A 24,778-nucleotide genomic window follows, 5' to 3' on the forward strand; every position below is an offset into this window, starting at 1 on the left:
TCGTCTGATATAAATGCTGACGTGATCTGTCAGCGTCGCTTAAATAGTTTATCGCCTTCCGCCAGTTCGCCGTTGAGCTGTTCAATCACGCTCCAGATGAGCCGATCATCCGGCGTTGAGCCTGCACACTCTTTCACGACCGCCACGGGTCTAAATTCTTCAGGGTCTGCCTGCCCGGAGGTGAAGAGCCTGCTCTCAATCCAGTGGGCCCCCTCTGTGCAGCAGTGGCAACTGGTTTCAGGTGGTTCATCCAGACCGTCCACTCCACAGGCTGAGCAGGTGAACAGTTTGCGAGACCCACCAGCCAGTGGCGTATCGCAAGCTGCTGGAAGTGCGCCAGCATTGCGCCAGTACAGCACATGATTTGAATCGTAGCAGTGTCCATGAAGCAGAAGCGAAACGCCGCAACTGCGAGTTTCAATGGCTTTGCCTGTGCCAAGGTATTGCCCGATCTCGTCCCATACGTCCACTAAGGTGTCAGGCAGCGGACGCGTAACAGGGAACTTAGCGCAGTCGTCCGGGGTGCCTTTAATGCAGCAGAGGGCCGAATACGCAAGCTCCTGCATTTCGTAGGAGTACTGACCACATACCACGCGTTCCAGTTTGTCGATTAGTTGTTCTTTATTCATCATACTCAGCCTTATTAAACAAATTCATTACGCCACTGGCACCATCTGGCCGGAGCAGACTGCGGCCCGGTAGTAGAGCCGCAGGGGGTGTCGCTGGACTAACAGGTGCTCAGTGAGTCCCGCACTTCCTCATGACTGGTCATTTTCAGAAGAAGCTTTCCAGGGCAGCGTGGTTCCGCCTGTGAACGGGTGACGTCTTCGTTGATTGCCTGGATATGAGCAGATTCAACGGTCCGACGCTGTACGACATGGTTGCTCAGGTTGAATTCGCACTGGAGCCTTCTGGCATCAGAATCCGCGTTCATTGCAATACGTTCATCAAAGCGGCGGTTCATTCGCAGAGCCTCTTCGTGAGCTGCATCAACAAGGGTGCGTCTGGTGACATAGTCGTTACCAGCAAAAAACGATAGCTGAGCGTGTTCCGAAGAGTAGTCGGAGCTTCCCTTACAACGGGCAATCGCGGCTTCAGAGTGCAGGATTAATGAACTCAACCGTGAACAGACGTCATTGATGGTGCCGGTTTTCAGACAGTCGTGGATAAGTGTCCAGGCGGAAATGCTCAGCGGGCGGCTGGTGATCACATAGGGATTGTAATGATCAACCGTTACGATAGTACGCAGTGAATGAAGCGATTCGGACTGCGTACGTAAGTCACGGCGAACAGTACATGCCACCGAGGCAACATCTTTACATTCTTTGTCGGACATCGAGTCCAGTACGCGGATCTCCACCTCTGCCGCCTTTGAGGCGATATGCGCACTAATCTCACCCTTAAGACGTTTGTAGTCAGCCTTGAAGCTTCCCACGCTGTCAATATCGATCCAGTAACCACAGCTGTAACCAGCATTACCAAACTCGTCATCTTTCTCATAGTTCGGACAGCCGTCATTGCTCCAGCCAGCTTTTTCCAGCAGCTCGTCAATAGCGACCAGCTCAGCCATTGGTGCATGTTCGATAATGAAATAATGGACACGGCCCCAGGCATATGCGCGTGAACGGCCATCAACAGAAGTATCAGAAGTCGTCTGACGGGAAAGTTTCATGAGGTACTCCAGTTCTGCCCGGTACCGCCGGGGCGGTGGTGCGAAAGCCGCACCATGAATGACACTATGATCCTCCTAACTTCTATTGTCAATACAATTGAAGTGGCGTTGTATTTATTCATTATTTGGACCCGGCTCGTACGGAACGACCGTCGGGACTTGCCAATTATTCTGCGGTGAGCAGGGGGAAGGGAACATCCCACCGCTTGTTTCAAGATGTACAGCCAAGGAGGGCGCAGAATGCCTGACAGAATCATCGTGCAGCGGTAGCGAAAGACCTGACAAACGGGAAAAGTATCCTTTTATTCCAAAGCCAACCTCAGCTTTTAATGTCGCCAGTACGTTTCTTAAACATGCCAAATCGGTCTCTTATACGGCCGGATGGGCCCGATGAAAACGATAAAATGAGAAACAGAACCCGACACATCGCTGCTCTCTGGGAAAGCCGGTCAGCAGATGGAGCGCCAGGAACTAAATCCGCTGGTTTTAATAATGATTGAGGAGAACAAGATGAAAGATAACAAGACACGTCCTGTAGACTCGTATGCTCATGCTGATTTCATGGAGTCCGTCTTCAGCAACCTCAGGGCTTTCTGTGATGCGGAATGCCAGCGGCTAACTGCCGGTTATCCCCCAACTGTCAAACCAGAACAGCAAAGCACTGACGGCCAGCTGTCGGCGGCATAAATCATTACCTGCCAGTTCGTTCAAATTTCCGCTTCCTTAAGCCCGGGCCAAAAGCCCGGCTCAATCCAAAAACTGAACGTACCGGTTTACCTCTATATCTCCTCAATCCCCTGCGACTTACAAGAGACCCGCACCGGTTTAGCCATTCCTGTCCTGCCACTCTCTCATCACTGGCCCAGACAACCGGAAAAGTAACTTTTCTCTCCGACTCACCTTCTGAACCAGCTATTTTGCTTAAACGTAAAAACGGCCCACTGTTGTGAAGATTTAAAACGGACGGATCGAGTAGTATTGTCTCAGGAATTTTTTTTAAGAAAAGTTACTTTTTCTTCTGTGCAACCTATTAGAAAAAATGTCGAACCTGGTATTGTTGTGTTGTAGCGCAGTTAAACAACCAACCAAAAGAGAGAACAAAAATGTCCGCAATCGAAACTGAAGTAAAAAACAACAGCAACGAAATCAGCCTTCGTGGTTACCTGGAACGCACTGGTAACGGTGCCCGTAAAGGTAACGGCCTTATCATTGACCCTTCGGTTGTTGTAGAGCAGGAAGGCTTTAACACCCGCACGGCCGGTATGGGCGAGCTCTACTATTCAATGCCTCACGTTGTGGAACACCTGAACAGCCTGGCCGATGCCTACATGGAAGACCCGTTCAGCGTGACGCCTATCGTTGTTCAGATGGTTAATGGCGTACCTGTACTGCGTCAGGGGGCTTGCCGTATCCGTTCCATCGCTATTGCAAACCGCCAGCTGGAAGCAGAAGGGCGTGAACGCATTACTCGTATTCGCTGCGAAGAGTTTCGCGGTAGCGCTTCAAAAGCAGAACTCTTCACCCTGACCGGCAACTCCAACCTGGCGCTGTCTGTCGTAGCTGAAGCGCTTTCAATTAAGCGTCTTGTTGAAGATAAAGAAGAGCCTAAGACCTTTGCGGAACTGGCAAAAAAACGTGGTAAATCAGAGCAGCATCTTCGCCAGATGGTTCGCGTACTGGACCTGCCTTCTGAACTACAGACCATGCTTGTGAGCGATCAGGTGAGCATGTACGTTGCGCTGGACGAGTATATGTACAGCGGTGAGGATGCGGTAGATAACATCAACAAGGCGATCTCCATCTATGGTAAAGCGACGAAAAACACGCTGAAATTCGTCAAAGCTGCCAAGGTAGAAGAGCGCATGGCAGATCCGCAGACTCCGGAAAACTCCGGTGATGAGCAACCGGCAGGTAATGCTACCGTTAACACCCCGGTACCGGATCAACTGAATGATGAAAGCAATACAGAGACGCTGGTTACGCCACCGGTACAGGAACCAGCTCCGGCTCCAAAGGACAGCGCTCCTAAACAGAACCCGGCAGGTAAAGCACCATCCATGTCCAGCGTTCTGAACAAAAAGACCGTGACCGTCATTGCCGACACCGCGATCCCGATTTTTGAACGTATTGCTGAAGAAGCCAAGCTTAAAGAAGGTGAATCTGTCAGCACTGATACTTACACGCTTGTTCTGACCAATGATGAAATGAACGATATCATCAATGCTCATGCTGACCTGAAAGAGTACCTGCGTAAGCATGCTGAGAAGATGAATAAGGGACAGGCATGATTTTCTGACCGACCCCTCCATCCGGACGGGTCGGTAACTTTTTCAGGACAAGGGGAAACAGGGCAATGAAGAAGGCTTTTATCAACGTAGACAAGACTAACCCACTGCCAGTCCTGACGGATTCGGTGACCCGGGTAAGTATTCAGTGCACGGCAAAAGATGAAAACGGGGCAGGGATCGAAGTGAACATCCTCGACCTGATTCAGGATCATGATACGGATGAAGTGAAAGTGCAGTTTGGGAGCTCGCCTGTTCAGGCTCTGGCGATGCTCCGCCGGGTTATGACAGCACTGGAAAAGCAGGCAAATGCAGAACTGCAACAGAATTCCTGCTCGCGTATGCAGTAAACGGTAAAAGCAGAATGTTCCCTACTGGATAAACCCGGTGGACCTCACGGAGAGCAAGTCACCGAATGGTTCACTGTTAAGTGATATACATCCGGATTTATAAGGTTTTGCAGCATCCGAATAGGCAATAAATAGAATTATTTTGATTTATCTCAGCAAGGAAATGGAAAGCTACCAGATTTTAGGATAGCGAAATGCCTGTATCGCTACTCTGCTGAATTAGAAATGATTTTAAACGCAATGCATAATGATAGAATAGCAATGCCTTTAATTATTTGTCACGTCTGAATTATATGTAGACTTACGGAGAGGATATGGTAATTACTTATTCATTATCGGAAACGTTTAATATGTTTTTACGCGAGATTATTGCATCTGGACTTGCAGTTTTTTGCGCATGGTGCGTTTTGTGTCTTTTCTCTGATCAGGAACGAGGTAAAGAGGTTCCTGTTTCTATGAAAAAAATAACTTCAAAGTCAGCTTTCTCCTACTTTATCAGTTCTCAAATTGCCGCTTTTATTATCTCCTTGTTGGGTTCAATCTTAAGCACGAAATGGGACAACATCGTCTGGAATGATGAAATAAGACAGTTTTATCTGCATGTAGGATTTGGGCTGGTAGCTTGTGTATTCTGTCTGCTTGTAATCTTGCATGAGAAATTTATCAAAAGAAATTTAAATGTTTATTCTGGTTATTGTGGTTCACTGGCAGTTAGTCTCACAGGAATCTTTGTACTTTGTGCGTTATATCTGACATTTTCATTACCATTTCATTATGAAGAACGTCTACTTAATGATGCATCCTTGGTGGCTTCGGATGGCGTTGAAAATTCAGTCGTTTTTGCAGACGGTCGTTACTGGGTTTTTGAACTGGGCTTACCATATTTCAAACAGTCATTGCTCAAAGAGGTAAGAAGGGGCAGGTACCAGCTAATCTGCACTACAGAAAAAAAACCAACATGCTGGTCTGGCAAAAAACTTCCCGAAAAACCAACCTCTTTGAAAGCTAGTTCATAAAGATTTAAACTGCTCGCTTAAATCCACACTGGTCCAATTTTGAAAATTTATTGTGTTTTTAAAAGAAATTACAGTGAGGGTTATTAGCCAGTAGGTCGGAGTTTTATATAATACCCAAAAACACAGGAGGTATTATGAAAACCAATCTGGCCTATGCATCTAATTGCTCCGATTCTGTCTACTCCTATATTTATCAGGCACTGCAACAACGCTCTGGTGCCGAGAATGAAAGCCTTTATCAGCAGGCCATTTCCAGCTGCTGCACAGATAAACAAAAAAAGAAACTGGCCGGGTATTATGCCGGTCCATGGCAGCTGCTATTCAACGCGTGGTGTAACAATCGCGTCCCTAACACAGCGGTGCTGGCCCTTTTACTCCAGCAGTGCTTATCTCATTTCCAGTGCGAAGAAGTGATCGCAGCCTGGCAGTAACCCTATCAAGCCCCTTCGTATAGCGGAGGGGCAGGAGATATCTCATGTACAGAAACGACAGAAACGTGGATTCCTTCAACCTGGTTAATGCTCTTCAGCCGGTCTTTCGTAACACCGGCTGTGGGATGTTTGAATATGATCGTAAAAAGCAGAATGAAACCGCTGATTCAATCTTACGAGCGTTGGCGTTAAATGCCGATTTCGCGAGGGCCTTAAAACAGTACGTCCGGATTAATTCTGTACGACGGGTTGTTCAGTTCGATGACGGCTCGGTTCGCTATGGTATTCATGCCGAATTTGAAGGGCATAATAAAATTAATTCCTTCCGTATTTTTAAAGATGAAGATACAGACGCATTTGACTCCTATTTTTATTCGGTTTGCGATAATAAAGCTGAGCTGGTGGATTTTAAAATGGACTCTCTCGATATTCAATTGCAGGCAGTTTTTGAAAAGGTGACAGGTATTTTTCTGTCACATTAAATATTCAAATTTTCAATCCTCGGGCTGATAGACAAAAAACGCACTTTAGAATATAGATGAGATGAATATGAAAAACGTAAATATTTTGGATACCGATATTGCGGCCATTAATGCTCTTTCTGGCGTAGAACTGACTGACTTTCTCACTGCCGGGTATCAGGTAAACTGGTTAGGAGAAAGGGAGGTTTCGCTGGTGGGCTTTCCGTGTTTAGCAAGCAACAAGCAGCCGGTAGAAGTTGGTCCCGGCATTTTCATTAATCGCGTGTACAGCAGAGACAGCCAGTCTCTGAGCGGGAAATTGCGCTATGACCTGTCTAATGGTCTGGCAACGAGTGCATTTTCATTTTTCTCCCAGTCAGGCTGGTATGGGGGATTCCGTGTCGTATCTTTCCGTGACAACGGGCCAGCTGCGTTAATCAACATTGGTATTGTCCATGAGAATGTTTTGAATGCATTTTGTGCTGACTTCCCCCGGGCCAATGTGAGCGTAACCCGTTTTCATTGTGGCATGACGCTTGAGCAGATCCGAATGTTCATTTCAGACACTGCTTACGATATGCCGCTTTATAACAACGAGTCTGACTTTCGCAGGCTCGCCAGTTAGCATGGAGGCTGACTTCAGTGCTTACGCCTAAAAGCCGGTGAGCGAGGTGGCGGAACCGGTTGGCTTCGCCCAGTCTTACTTACTTCTCTCAAGGTACTGCGCTGCAAGCGTACGTAAAAAAAGTAAGTAGCTAAATGGCGTGAGCGATTAGTTCTATACGGGAAGAAGTCATAGTATTCTGAAATGATAGTTATCTCATACGAACGATAGTAATGGAGTTTCTTAATGGGCGTTGATATCTGCTGGCGATTTCAAAGGGAAGAAAAGCCTGGTAAATGGATTAATTTATCAAGCAATTATAAAGGGGACCGATCATATCTCCACTTTGCCTGGCTCGGATTTGATGTAGATCGTGAAAGGGCGAGCACATCAGCAGTTTTTATCCACGCATTACGCGGATTACCTGATGATATACCGTCCGAAGATGATGATTTATTCGGTGAACATTCATACTCATGGCTGACTTCGGAAGAAATTTTGTCAGCCATACCACCCGATAACGCCGGAGAGGTGATCCAGGAATTTGTCGAAGAAGTAAAGCGTCTCCACGTGGAGAACGGCAGCGTCCGTTTCGTCTTTGGATTTGAAGGGTAACCCGTAAGAAAGTAGCTATCTTACCCGGCTAGGTCTCCAATCTCTCAGATGCTCAAAGAGGGCCGGGCATGGTGCCCACACATCCCCTACCATTCCGATTTGATATTCGTCTAATACACCCTTTAAAGAAAACAAGCAGACGGCAATGAGACGTCGGATTAGCGTCAGCAAATATGAGACGTCAGTAGTCGATGTTTGTCCTGCGGAACGTGAATCTGTTTACAAGGGGTAAAGCCGTACCATCCATGAGGGCTCAGAGAGCCGGGGTCTCCTCCAGATCACTGGAAGTTATTGACTCTGGCAGGCCTATCCCTATGACTTTTTCCCGGATGGCAAATTAAGAGCGAACAGGGCCAAATTAGTACTCTTTTCTAAACGGAAATACTGAATCACCCTGATATAACTGGTCTCTCACAAGACAGGAGATCATCAATGGAACGTGTAATATTTTCAGTAATCTTTTTTATGATGCTGGGCGTACCTTTTTACCTTCTTTATAAAATTGCCCGGGACATTTTTGGTACCGCCGGTGCTGGTGAGCCTGCACAATTGCCTCAGGGCAAGCAAAGACGCTCAGGAGGCGCTGGTTCGGGTTCGATCTGGCAAGGACACCATCTACAGGGGAGCAGCCATTTGAACCCCCTCGGAGGTGATTGTAATGGTGAAAATAGCATAGCTGGTGGTTGTGATGGTGGCGGTGGAGGAGGTGACGGAGGTGGTGGTGGTGACTGATAGCCTGCAACTTTAACTATCAGGATGAAACCTATGTCCAGCAACCGGAAAAAGAATTCATTTCAACCGAAAAGCCCTGCCTTAAAGTGAAGCGTATTAAACGTGAAGGATGCTGAATTAGAGGGTATCGGTTTTATACTGAAGCGTAACTGGAAGAAGGATCTGAAATTAACTATTACGGAAAAGTAACTTTCTGACTCACCACGTACGCCCCTCGGTTATGCCATACAGTTTGATACGAAAACAGATCAGTAAGTAGATTGCTATACGCCGGAGAGAAGTCTATTTTTCATGCACCGAACCTGTTTGGCCTGCAATGGAAGCAGGTATAATAATCACATACAAAGGAGGGCATTATGAATACATTTTTATACGTGCTTTTGGCCTGGATTGTTGTGCTTTTTATCGCCAACAAACTGCTCGCAAGACGTAAGCCCAATACGGTTAAAATCCTGGTACAGCGCAACGGGAAAGCCGCAGAGGTTGATGCTGTAGTGGTTCAGGGTTCAAAGAGAGCTAACAACAGTTCTGTTGCGGACAGCGACGCGGTAGATAGTTATTTTGAAATGAATCCTTACTCCCGCGAAAACCAGGCGAATGGTTGGGCTATGCTGGCCAGAGACGATGACCAGCTTAAATAATCAGTTGAGTGTGATGTGTAAAGCAGCTTAAAACTCTAAATGGACGAACAGGGGAGGTGACAAAGATGACAACCAATACAACAACGACCACCTACCGCTCAGAAGAAATCGTGCCGTTCAGACGGCCCAAAGGGGATCTGGATAGTCGGTATATGCCTCAGGTGTATGCAATGGTGCGGAACTGGGCAAGTAACCCTGCTCAATATGGTGAGGGTGTACTGGCCTCCTACCGCCAACCGGCAGTAAACCTTGCCTACCAGGTAAAAGGAACTCGTGTTGTTTTAATTCTGGTACCAGTAGAGTGCGAGCCACCTGGAGTGATAATGACGGAAACAGTCCTGTGGCCGTCACTATCACTTGTAGAAGTCTTGCAGACCTTGCAGGAGGCCTGGCAAAATATTCCGGCGTTAAACCCCTGACGACTTCTGTCAATATCACCGGCTAGTGATTTACCTCTCTGCTGGTGGTCAGCCCGCCTAAGTTCAAATTATCTCTTTCTAAATTAGCCCGGATAAAAATCGGTCCCTCTAAAATAGCCTGCCCTGAGTAGGCTACGTCATACAAAGCGTTGGCCAGTCACCAGCTGGCTGGTGGCCATAATGCTCCACAGGATAAACCGTATCAGAACTACGCAAAGAAAAAGCCCCAACAATTTACCGATGGGGCCTTTTGCAGACATTTTACAGCCTTACCAATGATAGAGCGCTAAGGCTTCTGCTTAGTGAACAGACTTGCCCACAGATAATGGATAAAGTTGAGCAGAATGTATGTTACTCGTTGCTCGAATTTCATCGGGGCTTTGTACTTTGTCGTTATGTTATGAATATGAGTAAGGTCCGTATAGAGCCCTGGCGACTTCCTTGTTGACTTCAACACCGAACAGATGTGCTGAACAGACTCCGGTGTGAACAACCGTAGCCCTCGTCGTTGTTTGACTTTATGGATAAAATCGTCCATCCCCATACATAACCATTCCGGCTTGATGCCATCAAACTTACAACGTCCGTTTATGATGACGACATTGATACATTCCAGTTCTCTAGCCTTAAGAGCAGACTGAATAGCCCTGATGTGCCCCTGGTTTTGCTTAAACGGGTTCTGCAACTTGAGGGTTCGGGACTGAGTCCATTTCCGCCAGTGGCTTTCCTCCAGAGTACCGTAGAGCTTGCCTACGTAGTTTTTCTGCTCTATGACGTATATACCATGTGGGGCTACGAGAATGTGATCAACCTGCGTAGTGCTATGAGCCGACAACTGAAAGGTGAGATCACTAAGTAGCCCCTGAGCTTCTTCAGGAAGCCCAGATTCAATTGCCTTTGCAGTCCGCCGTTCCGCTATGGCAGAGGTCATAAATCCCAACAGACACAGCAACACGACGAAAATAAGGATAATGAAAGCTACCCCCGTAATGCTCCACAGCAGATTGAAAGCATCCATGTTACCTCACAGAGGGGTAGCTGGTGGCATTAACAGATTCTACTAAGCGGGTAGTGGTACCGGTAAGGCTCTCAATATTTGAAGACAGGCTCATCAGCATGCCGAGTGCAGAACGGAGATTACGATGAGGCTCATTGTAGTTTTTGAACGTGTCAGTGGAGTACATTTTTGAAAGACGTGTACGGATCTCTACTGACGTAAGATCTCCATCCACCAGGCCGTACTTAACTGCCTGAGGTGTTGGCCATACACGGCCTGAATAGAGAGAAACAGCATCGGCATCATGACGCGAGAGAAGCTTTTTACCCCGTCCAAGTTCAACATCAGTTATAAATTTTTCATGCATCGTGTTCAGGATCTCCTTCTGCATGAACTCCCTCGTTGAATCGGACAATGGGTGGAAGGGGTCAAGAGCATCTTTGAACTCACCGGCCGTAAGGGGCTCATTCTTGACGCCTACTGTGCTCATGATCTCTGACAGATTCCAGTGGTCCATACGCACACCGATAGAACCGATCAGGGCATTACTGTCGGCATAAATTGCATCAGCGGGCGATACCGCGTAATAGCATGCGGATGCGCATATGCCTTTCACACTAACGATGATTGGTTTATATGAGTCTGCGATATCAGAGAAAAAACGACCGGTACCGCTGGAGAGTACTTCGAGGGAGTTTTGCTTCGACCGTGCTTCATCGCCACGTTCTGTGCTCCCGGTTTTGTTACTCTTGTCAGCGGCTACAGATGAAAGAGAGCCACCGGCATCTGATACGCGTTCAATCTGTGGCTGGTGGTTTTTAAGCGCGTTTATCTGGCGGTAAATAATGATGGCGTCAGAGGGACCACCACCACCTGACTCTGCCTCGATAATAACTGCTTTGGCATGGGGATTATTGTAAGCTTTGGCAAGAGCTGTTGCGATCACTGTTCCATCGCCCGTTTCCGAGCCGGTACCCATCTCGCCAGAAATCCGTATTACAGCTATATGGTCTTTCTTCCCTTCAGCGTCCTGCCATTGTTCGTAAAGATTGTAGAAAGAAAACCCTACAGCGGTCATGGCAATTAGCGACATAGCAACTTTTGCCGTGGTATGAATGCGAAACATCTTATAAAAACGGTCAGCGTTATCATTGAGCGATTCTTTGATATTTGTAGGGGACTTCCTTTTTTTACTGCTTAACATCTGACCACCTTTACATGAGTTTTTGAAAGTTAGACCACAAGCGATTCAATGCAATTCCCAGTATCAATAAAGCGACTGGTGGGAAAAGTTGAGCGATATTGTTAAATAGTGACATATTTGGCATGACCAGGTAGACCATCGTTAAAGCACTGATCACCCAAAATGCTCGAAACCAAATACGATAAAACTGAACTGTAACCTTACCAAATACGTACCTCTTCAATTTCCACTGGTACATTCCATCTGCTAGCATGGCAAATAGATAGGGCAGAAAAACGATTAGCCACCCCAGGATTAAGTTCCACCGGAAAATGGACTGATAAAGTAAGAGGGGTATGTTTTTGGCCATAGTGTAATTAATAGAGGTAAATTTTTCAGCAACAATGTTAATACCTCTGGCTGGTTTTTTGGTGTCAGGGATCAGAATAGTATTCAGATAGTCAATTAACTTATAGTCATGTACCAACCAATTTAAAGTCGCTTCACTATTTGCAATGACAGACTTCCAACGGTCATTTGATATGATGGACCGGCTTGCATTAACCTCCTGAGTAATCTGATATTTGAGCTCCTCAGTATTCTGGAAAGCCAAGCTGTAACCAAAATAAATGACCATGCCAAAAAAAAGCATTGTTCTGAGCACTGCTGCCCTGCTTGTATTATCCGCAGCCATTGCTTTCCCTCCATTCACGAAAAAGAGCTAGCCTCTGATCGTGATTGCAATAGTTGTTACGCCACATCGTCGGGATACCCAGGAGCCAGTGGTACTGTTTAGGTATGATTTGGTCGATGAGGCTTAACTCCGCCAGTTCTTTATGCTCTGCGCTTTTCCACTCGATCTGTCCCACATCAGGAACAAATACAGCGGTCCTTGCTTTTGCGGCCTGGCGGGAAAATTCTATAAAGTTGATGCCCCACGGCGTCCAGTATCTGTACTGCTCGTTTAGGCCGATGTTAAACACCGGCAGAGAAAGAGTTGAGTCGGCAAAAGCCGAAATCACATTTTTGCAGACTCTTGGACTATCTATTTTTTCCTGTTCGGTTTTGAGATGAGTCAGCAGTGCACGGTCAATAATGCTGTTAAAGGTGTTTGTATAAAGGCCATTAGGGTCAGGAAGCTGATCTATGGCAGTAATGATTTTAAATTTTAACCGAGAAAGAAAGGGAGAGTCCTCAATAGTAACTATATGACTATGTGTTGTTTCTGGATGAATCTGGGGTTTGATGCGCTGTACTTGTTTAAAAGAGACACTACCTGGCAAATTAATGAATGCGCCCACCGTGCGTGTTAAATCGACGAAATAAGGCAAAAGATAACAACCAAGCATACGGGCATTCTTTTTTACAAGATCACACCGTACGTCATTGTTATCGAAAGAAATACGGAAACTAACGAATTTACGTTCAGGACCTTCGCTGGTGGTCAGTGATTGAATCCATTCATGGCATGATCCTTGTGGTACCGACCAGTAGCTGGTTTCACGGTCCCCAAAGGGATCAGTCGTGATCAACTCTCCCTTTAAAAGGAAAAGCTCAGACAGGGTATTTGCCATGGAGAATAGGGAATCGATATCGTTGCTCTGACAAAATTTTCCCAAATGATGAAACGCGTTTTTTTCTATCATAGTTAGCCGATCTCGAACTTCCTGAGAATCTGCGTACTTTAAACCCAAAGACTGAAAGCGCCTTTTTACGAGCGAGCGACATTTGCTGACTTTTAGTGCAGAGCTTAAAATTTGCTGGCGCGTCAGGACAATTTTTTCATCCATCAATGCAACTTCCTTAGAAATTTATTAAGATTTTTGATATCGAGATTTTGACGCAAAGTAACTTTTCCGGCCTTCTTGAAAAGCATTTCCGACAGAGTTGTGTTTGGCTTCATTTGTTTCTCAGCAACAGCAATAGGGATTTGGCCTACAACCTTCCTGCCATCTTGAAGCCTGGCAACTATGTGAAACATAGGGACCTGACCCAAGAGATCCTTTGGAATACTCTCTTCTAAAGTTGTCTGCTTTCTTTCTGAGATTGAACCTGAGAAGTTATTATGCGGCAAAGATGTTTCTGAACCGGTCGTATAAGTGACCATATTTGTGCTTATCGCACTCTTACCAAAGTTCTCTACAACAAGCGTCTGAGTAGGAGTATCGTTGACTCGCAAGCTTATATAATTGTTGCAGAGCCCCGTAATTCGATTGGCAGTTTCAACACTTGCCGCAGCAATAAAGTCGGAGATGGTTTGGGTGCAAATAAACAGTGCAATTTTCGCTGCACGACCCTGCGCCAGAAGGTTAATCATAGGGTTGTTAATGGCTGAGTGTGCCTCATCAACAAAAATACTTATCCTGGAATTAGCTGACATATCACCATCTTGAGCGTTGTAGCGACTACCGGCACAGGAGGTCAGATCTGACATTATTAATTGAGAAATAGCAGCTGCTGTATCGGGGTTTGAAAGGCCATCAAGCGAAATGTATAGCACCCCGCCAGTGCTGAACATCCCTTCGCTTGTTACAATTTCTCTTGATGATACTGAGTTCGGGTTAGGAGATAAAAGCTCATTTAAAGGTTTTTCAATGAGCATATCGAAAACAGGCATAATACCTGCGGTCATTTTAGCCATATGCTCTGGGTCGGACATTGAGTAATCAATAAGCTGGGAAACAGTATCTAACCAGTCTATTTGTTCGGACCCCTCGTAATTCATGAAATGAGCCGTAAACCATTCAGCGAGACGCTTGAAACGTACCGGCAAGGTATCGTTAGCGACGTACTTAACTTTTTCGGTCCAGACATCGTAACCATAATATCTCGCGTAACATGACTCCATTACCTTGACTGTAAGATTCACAATAGACATGTGGCTTTTCATGTTCTTGTGAATCAGATAAATAGAAGGCTTTTTCTCTATGTAAGAAAGCCCGGAAATCACATTGGAAACGAGAGCCTTGGCATACTGAACGAATGGGTTAACCTCACCGGGAACTGTCACCAAGCTCAAAAGACGAGATGTTAGGTCAGAAACATTAGTATAGGTGTTGCAGACATCAATACAGACCGAAGATGCTGGCTGGCCAGGATGAAATTTATAGAAAGGAAGACCGAGGGTCTTAGCCTCTTCCATTAGAGATTCTCGCCACTCTGCATCGTTCTTTGGATCTATGACAACAACAACATGACCAAGATGAAGCATGCTAATGCTTAGTAAACGCTGTAGCACCGTTTTCCCGGTACCCACGTTTCCGGTTATCAGAGTATGACCAAACCAATTGTCTTCAGTTACAAATATGGGTTCCCTACGTTCCACAGCAAAAATTGCATTGCTGCCGCCCATCTTACGAGCCATTGCGTCAAAATGTCTCTTAATTGGGTTGAAGACGAATGGCAACTCGATCTCACGTTTATCACTGGAGAGGTTAGCTATTTGATATGCCCGATCCGCATGTTCCGGACCCCACTCAAACCCATCACAAAAATAGGACTTTCGCTCGGGTATATCCTTATTTTTATTTTGATAATCCTGAACCAGTTGACGATACTTTCGCTCATTGGAGAAAAAGTTACTTTTGTTAATTACACGCAGTGAATCAAGACTAACGAACATGAAATGTCGCTTGAATACACGCCAATGAGCCATCAAAAATGGCGCTGCTGTTTTGCAACGATAAAGGCACAGCAAAAAAAGCAATATTGAGGTGAACAGAACTATTGGGGCGATGTCCAGTCCGTCTGAAGAAAGTCCCATATAAAGCATAGAAACCGAACAAATCAAAAGTATTGAGGCACTACGATACTCAAGAATAGGCCGATAAAAATTCTCTTGTGCATGGAGGTTAGTCCTCTTCGAATCTGACATTATAGGTTCCCAGCCTCTTTCAGGTTATTGATAATTCGTTCAATGTCCACTTTCGCCCGGTCTGATGCGGCCAGCAAAGTAGGCATGTTAAATGCATGGCATTTTGTATTGATCACAGCACCAGAATTAACGAGGTACTGAGGAAGCTTATTGAAAAGATCTTGAGCCTCTAACTGCGACCCAAATTTTTCCACGCAAGATTGGGTCAGATAGAGAGTATTAGGAGTACTTACCATAAATCTGTTTTTGCGCTTTCTTTTAAACGCCACCTCCATTTTGGACAGAATTTGATGCAGTACTAACGCAATTTCTACAAATTCAAGCTCTGTAACGTCACCTTCGCTTATAAGCGAGAATTCACCATTTTGGTCTGATTCAGTAGATGCAAAGACTTTACTGTTCAGATTGTGACCAGAAACAGGTGATGCTGGTTTTTGTACTTCTGCTTTGTCCGATGATTTATTCCGGTTGCGCTTGGGATTTTGTTTTTCTACCGGTGCTGTTGGGGCGAACAGTCTGGCCAGTGCTGGCGAAAGATGATGCCCCTTAGCGTCTGTGGGCGCATGCTCTCCATTTGATTCTTCAAGTACAGGAGGTAAGGCGGGCTCTTCACTTGCCATCACACTGGTTGCGGCTGCTTCGGTCTGGGAATACACAACTTCAGCTGGTGGTGGGCAGTTACCCTCAGTATCTGGTTCTGAGTTTTCTTGTCCTACAGAAACATCCATAGAGCGTTCATTCGTACCCTGGGGATCAGCGTTCTGTTCTCGGTTAAGTTCTGGTAATTCTGACGGCTCGGAGAGAAGCTTTTCATTATGGACCGAAGAGCTTGTTGCACAACTACCGACTTCTGGCCGAGAAACACTAAGCTGTGAGAAATCGGTATAATCAATGATCTCATGCTCTTCATCTTCTTTCTCAAAAAGATGTTGATAATGTTCATATTCCACAGCCTCAGTTTTCAGCGGACCAGTCGCGGATGCACTATCGGTTCCATGATATTCCACGTCGCCAGAATGTTCTTCGACTGCATTTACACGTGGGGGAGGCAGCTCAAGCGTTTGCTTTGGACGTGGGGCAGAGTTTTCAACAGAAGACTCATCATTAATCACTAATGCCTGATACATAGAAGTATTGAAAAGTGACTTTAAAGTTGTTGGCCTTCTTGGCTCATGATAGGTGAGCTGGAACCCGGCGCAGTTATCGCCGAGCTGGACTAAACGCAGATCGTCAATGTCCCTTACTATCCACATTCCATCGAGAGAGCCTTCTCTGAATGTCAGTTGGAAATAGGGCTCTTCACTGAATGCTTTTTCATCTAATCCCGGCAGCAATGCCATAGTGGTATCTATGTTGAGGTAGGGGACAGCATCAACACACACTATATAGTCATTGGAAAGTGGAGCGCTTAAAAGGAGTTCATGAAGTTGGTTGACCAGGACATGGGATTCCGTGTCCTTTGCCGATTCATCTTCACTTTCTTCTATATCAGGAATGACAGGATCAGCTGCTTCCTCACCCTCAGATTTAACTATCTGCGTGTCATTATCAATTTCATTATCACTTTCGGCTTTCTTCTCAAAATCGTCGGATGAGCCTTCATTTTTCTTAGAATGTATATCAACATCAATAGAGGCAGAGGAGCGGCCTAAATCATTAACCTTAAGAACAGCCGTCTCAACAGTATCAGTAATTTTAGTTATAACGTCCCGACCGGGCACTGGTCTTCTGTATTCAGTAACTGTTTTTTGCTCGTCAATGTAAATAAAGTCTTTATTGGCATTAACGCTAAAAAGACCCGGCACTGAGTCAGGGATTTTATAGGAATCAAAGATTAAACCAATCCACCTTAGCTTAAGAAGGTTATAGAATTCTAGTTTCCCTATCCCATTTCTAAAGATGTTTGATATTTCGTTTTCCGAATAGATACCCGGAATGAAGTAGTGAACGACACGCTCATCATCATAGGGCTCGACGTAACCACGTTGAACTAGGGATTCTACCAATACGGTCTTACCAGCCTCTCCCTGAGGGAAGTTATATTTATGTAATTCGAAATCATTGAGAACAAAATCAAGGAATGCGTTCTCGTTAAGGTATACCTCACCATTTACGATAATGATGTGCATAGGCTTAGCATTGTAATTGTTGATATTGATACTGGTAAAGTTGTGCTTGATGGTACTAATGGCCCTTGCTGCTGCATCATTAGAACGCAGACCCATGATAGGGTCACGTAAAACATTAAGGTCTGTACCAGTAGAATAGAAATCAGCGGTCCTCACGCATTTAGACAAAAAGTCATTCCCATCAGTATAAACGTTTAGGGCGGTGATCATTTTTGAATAAACACGTTCTTTATTTACCCGATCCAAAAATGCAAGACATACCGGGTTTAGGATTCGCTCAAGGAAAACGCTGGACCAGATATTATGTTGATTATGAATACGCTTTCGCCAGTGGATTTCGTATTCAACCACGTCATTTTCACGTGCCCAGTCAAGAAGACTTTGTGAGCTTGGCGTCCAAATGATCGGACTAGCTAAATTCAGGCTTACAATGTCGAGATCGTAAACCTTTCCGGCATCATGGACTAAACCACAGATAAACGCAGCATAGAGATATACTTTTCTACGGACTACTTCTTCATCTTGATATCCGATTGGTCTCAGTTCTGAGTGATGCGCATTTTTTAAAGAGAGTATGGCCACTTCCAGGCTGTGAGAAAGTAACCCACCAATACCATTATGATGATGATTTTCGGAAGCTGGCAAAAGATGTATCCAGCGAACATATTCAACCAAGGGCTTTAAAACTAAATTAGTAAATGTATATGCATCGTCCCTGATGTCGCTATCGCTGATAGCTAACATCATTGAAATTGAGTGCAGCTTTTCCCGATACAGAGACAGGATTGACTGTTCATTAAATGTCTGTATGCCCGTCGGACGAGTTGGATACTCGATGAATTTCAGGACTTCTGGATTTGGATGATCAGGAACAGTGTACTTCTGATCTCCTAGAATCTGCGCAAAAGGAGAGAGGCTTGATATATCCTCAATCATTACAGAGGTTGCATCATTCTCCTGAGATGAGAATATCCCCAAAATCCGTTTAATACATAAATACAGCGCCCTGAAATTCATCATCATACCTTATCGACGTTTGCCTGACAGTTCGGCTGCAATGTATGCCTGCACACTTTTATATTGCATTACTTTGGTGATGAACTCTGCTGGACTGTATGGCCCATCCTTACGGCGAGAAACATTCAGAGTCTTTTTCACATTCTCAACATATAAATTAATACTCTTTATAATGTTGTGAGACATAACCGGATAGTCGCTTACAGCCAGTAAACCCAATGAGTTGTACTCATACATTGTGTTCATGAGCTGGTTCATCTCGAAGATGTACTTGTAAAACCTCATGGTGTTGTGGTTATTGAAGTTGAGTTGTACTGGTTCAAAACTGAAAGGTACAAACTGAGTTGATGACATGAATGAGTCATTCTTGTCGAACTCAATTGACTTAATATAAGCAACAAGATTTTCTTTCATCTTATTGTTTTCTTCATGCAGCTCGTTGAACCAATCCTGAATAGCCTGAACAAGGTCAGGATGTTTAACTGCATCAACCGTTTTAAAGAGAGAGGAAATAGCGATACTCACATCATCAAAACCTCTGATGACTGCTCCATTTCTGGCAGTTAAAAACCGGTTAAAGTCTGGGGTGCCGGGGTTAATAATAACTTTGGCCATACCCTGGTGCTCTGGTCTACGTTGAGTAGAAGTTTGAGCGTTTACGCCTTGCTTTTTATTTGAACCTTTTACCATTACATCTTTTGGTTCAATGTTAATACGCTCATTGTCCGTGATAATTGCGTCGTTCATTGTGCCACCTTAGTTTTTGAGTATTGACGGATTTTTCGTCCAAGTTCGATATATGCTGAATGATAGAGCTCAAGCATTTCTCTGTAAGGCTCCAGCAATGCTTCCGTTTCAGAAATCATTTCGTATTCCCAGCTGGCATGGTTTACAAAACAGTTCTTAGAATATTTTCCACTTTTCATTGGTTGCACCCGTTTTGACATGTGGCTAGGCGCTCTTGTTTTATAAGGGCTGAACTGATGCCAAGTGATCGTTACTTTTCTGGCATTACCAATTAGCTCAACTTTTGGTGCGTAAGAACCCAGGTACTCCCTCTTTGGAACTTTGCTATGTCGGGTAAGGTTAATCTCTTGGTGGTTTCGTTCCTTCCACTTGATCCAGTATTTTGTAATGAGATCTTCAGCCTCAACACGCAAACCTTCAATCTGAGCACGTAAATTTTTACGTGTTAGCTCTATAGAACTTATAAGATTTGAATTACTCATGACGCCTCCTGATGTGAAATTACTATACCGGAGGAAATTTCCGTTTTTTTTCACGAACAGAAGATTTTTGAATGCTCTTTGATGAGGGAATTGAACAGATGTAATGCACTCGCTGTTTCCCCCATTCGGGAGGGGCCTTCAGAAACAGTAACAGCGAGTTTAGCCTCACTTCCATCGCTACCCCCTAAAGTTACTTTTGACAGAATGACCATTGTGGATTATTGCTTTTGATAATGTGCATTGCTCTATTAAAGTTATACATATATCTAGTGCCACTTTTCCAAAAAAAATGACCCTATGGAACTTTGTCCATAGTGACACTTTTATAAAAAGTGACCCTATGACGACATTACATAGGGTCACTTTTCAAACATAAGTGACCCTATGTGAGGCATTCATAGGGTCACTTTTCTTTGTTTAGTGATCCTATGTAAGCATGAGGTTGATGAAAAGTAAAAATGTCAGTTTATGACGGTCAGTGAAAGACGTCGTTATTCTAATCCAACGTTGGGAGGGGCTGGATTTAGGTTTTTTTTTAATCGCTTCACATTTCGTTAGCATGCGCAGGAATTTTTGATAAAATTCTGGTTAGTTTGGTTAAAAAGTGTTACAAGTAAGCGGTGTGGTTGAAGGGATAGATTTAAGGCTTATTCAAGCCTTAAGAAAATACTAAAAGTTACTTTTCACCCTACCGAACACCTAACAAAAAATCCATGTTGAAGATTTGAACAATTGTAATGGCGCAAGGACAATCAGCACATGTCAGAATCTGATAATTTAACTCGTAGCTTACTCGGTAAACTTTTCCGCACTGAGATTTCGCTTATTCGTAGTTACCGTGCATTTTTAATGTTATTGCCTGTGCATGGATCTTCTGCATATCAAACTGGGACTCCTCTTCTCCAGCGTCGCCTATTTGGGAAAGGATTTAGTACAGCCGCTGATTTAGCTTTTGAAGTGGAAACACGTCCAGGTAGTTTTTTGGTTCCGCGTACACTCGGAAAGGAAATTACATGGGAGAGGTTTTTTTCTGCGGTCTTGGACGGTGATTCCAATGTAATTCGTGAATATGATACAAATGATATTGACTATGGTATTTACGATGCCGGTGAAAAAGTGACTTTTCTGAATGGTACAGTGGATATCTATAATCCCAAGAAGATTCATGAGTTGCGTTCTAAATGTGTTGATATACAGAATGACTACTTTATGCAGGTGTTCTTTATCTCAATGCTCGCACCAGAGTTTGTAAGTATTTTCTTTGGTTTAAAACCAACTACAGCTGATGCTATTAAAGACATTGGTTATTCATCGTTAAAAACAATTAACGATGTCGTTCTTTTCCCACGTACAATTGCTTTCTCACAAGGGCATATTGAAGAGAGTGTTTCACTTAAAACGAAAGTTTTTGCCTGGGCTTATGAATTGTCTGCTGACATCCGGTTAGGAAAAGTTAGTGATGATTTGATGGAACTATTACGTTATGACACTATGTTCACCAGTCACCGTCAGGATGTGTTCAACACTTTAACAAATAAAGTTATGTTAAAGGATTATTGATATGGCAAAGGTCGATCAAACAAAAGCTAATGCTCTATTGCGAGCAGCAAGAACTATGTCGCTTGGGGCAAATAAAAATACAATACGAATTTTGTACGGTAATCATGTTGCTGAAAATATCGATTTTGAGCCTGGTGCAAAAACAAAACTCAAAAAAGGTATCCGGGGCTGGAGCAAACGCACAGATAACCGCCGAGCCTTTTCTGCTGTTATTGATGTCGCAGTTAACTATTTTGGTTTTGATCCAATAAATCCGGAAGCGAGTTTTCGGCAAATTGACTTCAACCGAATAATGAGTGTCCTTCATAATCTGGGATACTTTGTATGCGCACCGGAAGTTAATAAAATAATAGAAATCCTTACTTCTATGAAAGAAATTGAAGAACTAGGTGCCTGCGAAAAATGTAAACGCCCATACATTGTGCCAGTGACAAATGATGCTCATTGTCCACGTTGCAGATTATCTTCAACTGCTTCAGCCATAGAGAGGTATTCTCAAGAAGAATTAGATTAAATTTAAAAAAGATATCGCGAAACTTGCCTTGTCTGAATCTAAATATTGACTTAAGTCAAATTCTGTTGTTTGCTTTACAATCAAATATTAGTTACAACTTAAATATCAACTCTTGACAAGTAAAGATATAATTTGATTTTTCTTTATTCAGTTTTTCTTCGTTCCAAAAATGTGCACCTTTTTTTCTGTTGAAAACGTAAAACTACTTAGGTTCTCAAAACCTTCTATGCATGACGACTTCTTAATCGCTTTCAATTAATATATTTTATATTCTTGTCTAAGTTCGCTTCTTTGATCCTTAGCTATTCCTTTTTTGAAATATAGAAACAGCATTACTTGTGATGATTTTTTTCAGCTCTAAATACACCTGTTTTCAAAGCAATATTTGCTTTTAGATATTCGATAAAACCATGTTTTTGTTACACCGGATTTTTGACAACGTGCAAGATGGATGATCTTTCCATCACCGAGACTATCTTCTTAGTCAGCACTCCTTTTCCGTCCTTTTCAACATAAAAACGACCATGCTATACGAGCTCTAACCTTTTTTTTGTATGCCATCATAACCGCATCAGAAAAGGAGAACGGTCTATGACTCGTATTGCATTAGCGCCTTCAAAGATGGTTTTGCTTATGTCTTTGGTAATTACTGGTGCCCACGCCAGCCCTGAGCAACCCCTAATAAAAGATACGCCCTTTGTATCTGGCCAGGCTTATAAGAAGGGTTTCTTCTGGTATGACGATCCTGCTAAAAAAAGCGAAGCTGAACAAGAAGAGGTTTTGCCACCAACCGGTGCTGCTAGCTCGCCTTCAAAAGAGGAAATGGTAGATTTAAATTCAAAATGGCTAAAAGAGAATATGCCTCGACTGTTAACGCAGGCAATGGATAACCCTACCGCAGAAAATCTATCACGTTATTACACGGCGCAAAGGTTAATGCTGGATATCAGTACGCGTTTTTCTGACAAATCAAAAGATTATTTTCTTAAAAACCCGATGATGTCTGAAAAACGCAGGCAACCAGTGGAAAAGGTGGCACTGGATGCTCACCGCACTGTTGTTGAAAAAAATCAGCAAACGGTAATGAAAGATATCTTTACTAAGTCAGGTTTATTTTTCTTTTTCCAGAGTACTTGCCAGTTTTGCCACGAAGAAAGCCAAATACTTCAATTTATGCAGAACTATTATTCGGTAGATATTCTTCCAATCAGTATGGATGGAAGGCCATTGCATAATGGCCTTTTTCAGGATTTTAACATCCCCAACGCACAAATTATTGATCAATTTAAAATTCGAGAGGTACCTACAATTTTCCTGGTTTCAAAGGATGGGACATCAGCTCAGCGCATTAGTGAAGGCATGATCTCCGCTGATGAATTAAAGAACACTATTATACTTGCCGCGAAGGGCATGAATCTGATCGATGACGCTTCGTTCCAGTCAACTCTAGATATTAAAAGGCAATATACCATCGGCGATGATGGCGTTATTACCGTTAATAAATCCGAAATGGAATCAGACCCATTCCTACTTCAAAAAATAATGGACCAAAAACTCGAAGGCTATGACATGCCTACGGCCGATCCGGTCAATTATCTCAATGCTGGCGGCAGTTTTGGAGGCACTTATGCGCAGTAATGCCGTTTTCAACTTCAAAAAGTTACTTTTGTCTCTTTCTGTTTGTGCTGCAATTTTAGCCCCGACTGCAAATGCAGACAACGCAATGCGTAACATTTTCAATGGCATGATGACGTCTACCAGCCCGGCCACCTTTTCCACAGCAACCCGTACAGGCATAGTTGGCGGGTCAATGTCTTACCGAACAACAAACGTTAATACCAACCTTGTTTCCATGTCGTTTCCAAAAGCTTCTGTCGGTTGTAACGGTATTGACGTTTTTCTTGGGTCCTTCAGCATGATCAACGGGGACCAGCTTGTGCAGGTGGCCCGTGGTATTGCCCAGGGTGCGGCTATCTATGCTTTTAACGTTGCTGTTTCAGCTATTTGTGCTGACTGTGCTGCAACGATTAATGACATCCAAAACAAACTGCAAGCGCTAAATAAATTTGCGAAAGATTCATGCAATGCAACTTACTCTTTCCTTTCTGAAAACGTGGGTACGCCAAGCCAGTTCGCTAACTCAGTTAGCTCTGGACCAGCCTCAATTCTGGGATCGATTAATGGTCTTATTCCTGATTTTGGCTCATCGATGACAAAGTCACCTGAAGCTGTCACTTCTCAGGTTAAAGCAAAGGATCCCGAAGAGTTCGCTGAAAAATTCAGTGGTAACCTCTTCTATATGTCGTTCATGGATATTGATAAGGGAACGATGAACATCGGAGGGGTAACGGAGTTATCCGGTTATAAACTGGCAGAACAACTTATGTCTCTCGTAGGTACTGTCATTATCAACTGGGATAGCAAAGGCGAAAAAGCGGGAATGGAAGTCCGCCCGTCTACCATGACTGTCACGGATTACATCATGGGGCCACCAGCTGGCGGATCAATTAAAATGCTCAAGTGTTCTCCGGCACCAGATCCATCATCCCCACGAAAGGCTCAGTGCCTTGTCATGTCAGAAGTTAATGACGGTGGTTTTAAGGGATTGAAGGATACCATTTCTGATCTTCTTTTAAACGTACAGAAAAAAATCATCAACGACGTTCGTGTTTCAGATGATGAATTACGCATTATCTCCTATATCGGCATCCCGACCATTATCGACTCTTTGCAAACATTCGAAGCACCGGAAGGGTACGCATACATTCAGGACATCAGCACTATTGCTGCGACGAGCCTCGTAATAAACATGTTGCGCCAGGTTGAGGCCAAAATTTCAACCATGAGCATACCGAGTGAGTCGCTGTCGGGTAAAAGGGATGATCTCAACCGATTAACAGACAATCTCTCAAAACAGGTTAAAGCCGCCTATGAGCTATCGCACAGCCAGGTCGGTACCAGCTCGGACGTCATTTCAACCTGGGATAACCGTCGCCTGCAACGGAAGGCTTTCACTGAAAGTATTCGTGGCACACGTAACTGAGGTCTG

At 44.1% G+C, this 24,778-nt stretch carries 25 protein-coding genes; 15 read left to right on the plus strand and 10 right to left on the minus strand.

Annotated elements, in window-relative coordinates:
* Nucleotides 1-29 precede the first annotated feature (29 nt).
* Together FHN83_RS00890 and FHN83_RS00895 are read right to left on the minus strand one after the other, a co-directional pair.
* The gene (locus FHN83_RS00890) at nt 30-632 is read right to left on the minus strand and encodes a hypothetical protein (protein ID WP_001371889.1); all 603 of its coding nucleotides are present in this window, start codon (nt 630-632) and stop codon (nt 30-32) included.
* 95 nt (nt 633-727) lie between these two features.
* Nucleotides 728-1,672 (minus strand): DUF5417 domain-containing protein, encoded by a 945-nt coding sequence (locus FHN83_RS00895; protein ID WP_000778029.1) that lies wholly within the window; start codon nt 1,670-1,672, stop codon nt 728-730.
* Between the two features lie 510 nt (nt 1,673-2,182).
* On the opposite strand from FHN83_RS00895, the gene FHN83_RS28100 reads away from it, so the two are divergent.
* The 11 genes from FHN83_RS28100 (at nt 2,183) to FHN83_RS00945 (ending at nt 9,226) form a co-directional block, all read left to right on the plus strand.
* Entirely contained in the window at nt 2,183-2,359 is a 177-nt protein-coding gene (locus tag FHN83_RS28100) for a hypothetical protein (RefSeq protein WP_001371930.1), read from the plus strand.
* 416 nt (nt 2,360-2,775) lie between these two features.
* On the plus strand, nt 2,776-3,960 hold the full coding sequence (locus tag FHN83_RS00900) for a hypothetical protein (protein ID WP_001272971.1): 1,185 nt from the start codon (nt 2,776-2,778) through the stop codon (nt 3,958-3,960).
* Between the two features lie 65 nt (nt 3,961-4,025).
* Nucleotides 4,026-4,307 carry a hypothetical protein gene (locus FHN83_RS00905; protein WP_000708863.1) on the plus strand — a complete coding sequence of 94 codons (282 nt, stop codon included), beginning with the start codon at nt 4,026-4,028 and terminating at the stop codon, nt 4,305-4,307.
* 314 nt (nt 4,308-4,621) lie between these two features.
* The gene (locus FHN83_RS00910; protein ID WP_000237191.1) at nt 4,622-5,323 is read left to right on the plus strand and encodes a hypothetical protein; all 702 of its coding nucleotides are present in this window, start codon (nt 4,622-4,624) and stop codon (nt 5,321-5,323) included.
* Nucleotides 5,324-5,457: 134 nt separating this feature from the next.
* Nucleotides 5,458-5,754: a hypothetical protein gene (locus FHN83_RS00915; RefSeq protein ID WP_000856246.1), complete on the plus strand. Its 297-nt coding sequence runs from the start codon at nt 5,458-5,460 to the stop codon at nt 5,752-5,754.
* A 44-nt stretch (nt 5,755-5,798) separates the two neighbouring features.
* Nucleotides 5,799-6,236 (plus strand): hypothetical protein, encoded by a 438-nt coding sequence (locus tag FHN83_RS00920; RefSeq protein WP_000286108.1) that lies wholly within the window; start codon nt 5,799-5,801, stop codon nt 6,234-6,236.
* 67 nt (nt 6,237-6,303) lie between these two features.
* Complete coding sequence (locus FHN83_RS00925) at nt 6,304-6,840, plus strand: hypothetical protein (RefSeq protein WP_000800251.1); 537 nt, start codon at nt 6,304-6,306, stop codon at nt 6,838-6,840.
* A 225-nt stretch (nt 6,841-7,065) separates the two neighbouring features.
* On the plus strand, nt 7,066-7,434 hold the full coding sequence (locus FHN83_RS00930) for a hypothetical protein (protein ID WP_000537761.1): 369 nt from the start codon (nt 7,066-7,068) through the stop codon (nt 7,432-7,434).
* Nucleotides 7,435-7,866: 432 nt separating this feature from the next.
* Nucleotides 7,867-8,166, plus strand: a complete 300-nt coding sequence (locus FHN83_RS00935) for a hypothetical protein (RefSeq protein ID WP_000442693.1) — start codon at nt 7,867-7,869, stop codon at nt 8,164-8,166.
* Between the two features lie 356 nt (nt 8,167-8,522).
* A complete protein-coding gene (locus FHN83_RS00940; protein WP_001091367.1) occupies nt 8,523-8,807 on the plus strand; it encodes a hypothetical protein in 285 nt (94 codons plus the stop codon).
* A gap of 65 nt (nt 8,808-8,872) precedes the next feature.
* Nucleotides 8,873-9,226, plus strand: a complete 354-nt coding sequence (locus tag FHN83_RS00945) for a hypothetical protein (RefSeq protein WP_000210769.1) — start codon at nt 8,873-8,875, stop codon at nt 9,224-9,226.
* Between the two features lie 286 nt (nt 9,227-9,512).
* On the opposite strand, the gene FHN83_RS00950 is transcribed toward FHN83_RS00945, so the two are convergent.
* From FHN83_RS00950 to mobI, 8 genes are read right to left on the minus strand one after another with little or no spacing between them, the layout of a single operon-like run.
* On the minus strand, nt 9,513-10,244 hold the full coding sequence (locus tag FHN83_RS00950) for a nuclease-related domain-containing protein (RefSeq protein ID WP_000338612.1): 732 nt from the start codon (nt 10,242-10,244) through the stop codon (nt 9,513-9,515).
* Between the two features lies 1 nt (nt 10,245).
* On the minus strand, nt 10,246-11,427 hold the full coding sequence (locus FHN83_RS00955) for a S49 family peptidase (RefSeq protein WP_000952985.1): 1,182 nt from the start codon (nt 11,425-11,427) through the stop codon (nt 10,246-10,248).
* Between the two features lie 10 nt (nt 11,428-11,437).
* Nucleotides 11,438-12,100 carry a DUF4400 domain-containing protein gene (locus tag FHN83_RS00960; protein ID WP_000718549.1) on the minus strand — a complete coding sequence of 221 codons (663 nt, stop codon included), beginning with the start codon at nt 12,098-12,100 and terminating at the stop codon, nt 11,438-11,440.
* Complete coding sequence (locus FHN83_RS00965) at nt 12,087-13,196, minus strand: hypothetical protein (protein ID WP_000343600.1); 1,110 nt, start codon at nt 13,194-13,196, stop codon at nt 12,087-12,089. Before FHN83_RS00965 ends, FHN83_RS00960 begins: the two co-directional genes overlap by 14 nt.
* A complete protein-coding gene (traD, locus tag FHN83_RS00970) occupies nt 13,196-15,280 on the minus strand; it encodes a conjugative transfer system coupling protein TraD (protein WP_001284073.1) in 2,085 nt (694 codons plus the stop codon). Before traD ends, FHN83_RS00965 begins: the two co-directional genes overlap by 1 nt.
* Nucleotides 15,280-18,426, minus strand: coding sequence for a MobH family relaxase (mobH, locus tag FHN83_RS00975; RefSeq protein WP_001011152.1), 3,147 nt, complete (start codon nt 18,424-18,426; stop codon nt 15,280-15,282). The genes traD and mobH overlap by 1 nt, the downstream gene beginning before the upstream one ends.
* A gap of 9 nt (nt 18,427-18,435) precedes the next feature.
* Nucleotides 18,436-19,173: a hypothetical protein gene (locus FHN83_RS00980; RefSeq protein WP_000995978.1), complete on the minus strand. Its 738-nt coding sequence runs from the start codon at nt 19,171-19,173 to the stop codon at nt 18,436-18,438.
* The gene (gene mobI / locus FHN83_RS00985; protein WP_000071885.1) at nt 19,170-19,655 is read right to left on the minus strand and encodes a conjugative transfer protein MobI(A/C); all 486 of its coding nucleotides are present in this window, start codon (nt 19,653-19,655) and stop codon (nt 19,170-19,172) included. The genes FHN83_RS00980 and mobI overlap by 4 nt, the downstream gene beginning before the upstream one ends.
* A gap of 759 nt (nt 19,656-20,414) precedes the next feature.
* On the opposite strand from mobI, the gene FHN83_RS00990 reads away from it, so the two are divergent.
* The 4 genes from FHN83_RS00990 to trhH all read left to right on the plus strand — a co-directional run bounded on the left by FHN83_RS00990 (nt 20,415) and on the right by trhH (nt 24,772).
* A complete protein-coding gene (locus tag FHN83_RS00990; RefSeq protein ID WP_000004208.1) occupies nt 20,415-21,215 on the plus strand; it encodes a hypothetical protein in 801 nt (266 codons plus the stop codon).
* Between the two features lies 1 nt (nt 21,216).
* Nucleotides 21,217-21,729, plus strand: coding sequence for a hypothetical protein (locus FHN83_RS00995; protein ID WP_001140952.1), 513 nt, complete (start codon nt 21,217-21,219; stop codon nt 21,727-21,729).
* 591 nt (nt 21,730-22,320) lie between these two features.
* Nucleotides 22,321-23,367: a thioredoxin family protein gene (locus FHN83_RS01000; protein WP_094935607.1), complete on the plus strand. Its 1,047-nt coding sequence runs from the start codon at nt 22,321-22,323 to the stop codon at nt 23,365-23,367.
* Nucleotides 23,357-24,772, plus strand: coding sequence for an IncHI-type conjugal transfer protein TrhH (gene trhH / locus FHN83_RS01005; RefSeq protein WP_001257292.1), 1,416 nt, complete (start codon nt 23,357-23,359; stop codon nt 24,770-24,772). The genes FHN83_RS01000 and trhH overlap by 11 nt, the downstream gene beginning before the upstream one ends.
* The last annotated feature ends 6 nt before the right edge of the window (nt 24,773-24,778 follow it).

This window comes from Leclercia adecarboxylata (assembly GCF_006171285.1).
Taxonomy (GTDB): Bacteria; Pseudomonadota; Gammaproteobacteria; order Enterobacterales; family Enterobacteriaceae; genus Enterobacter; species Enterobacter barmai.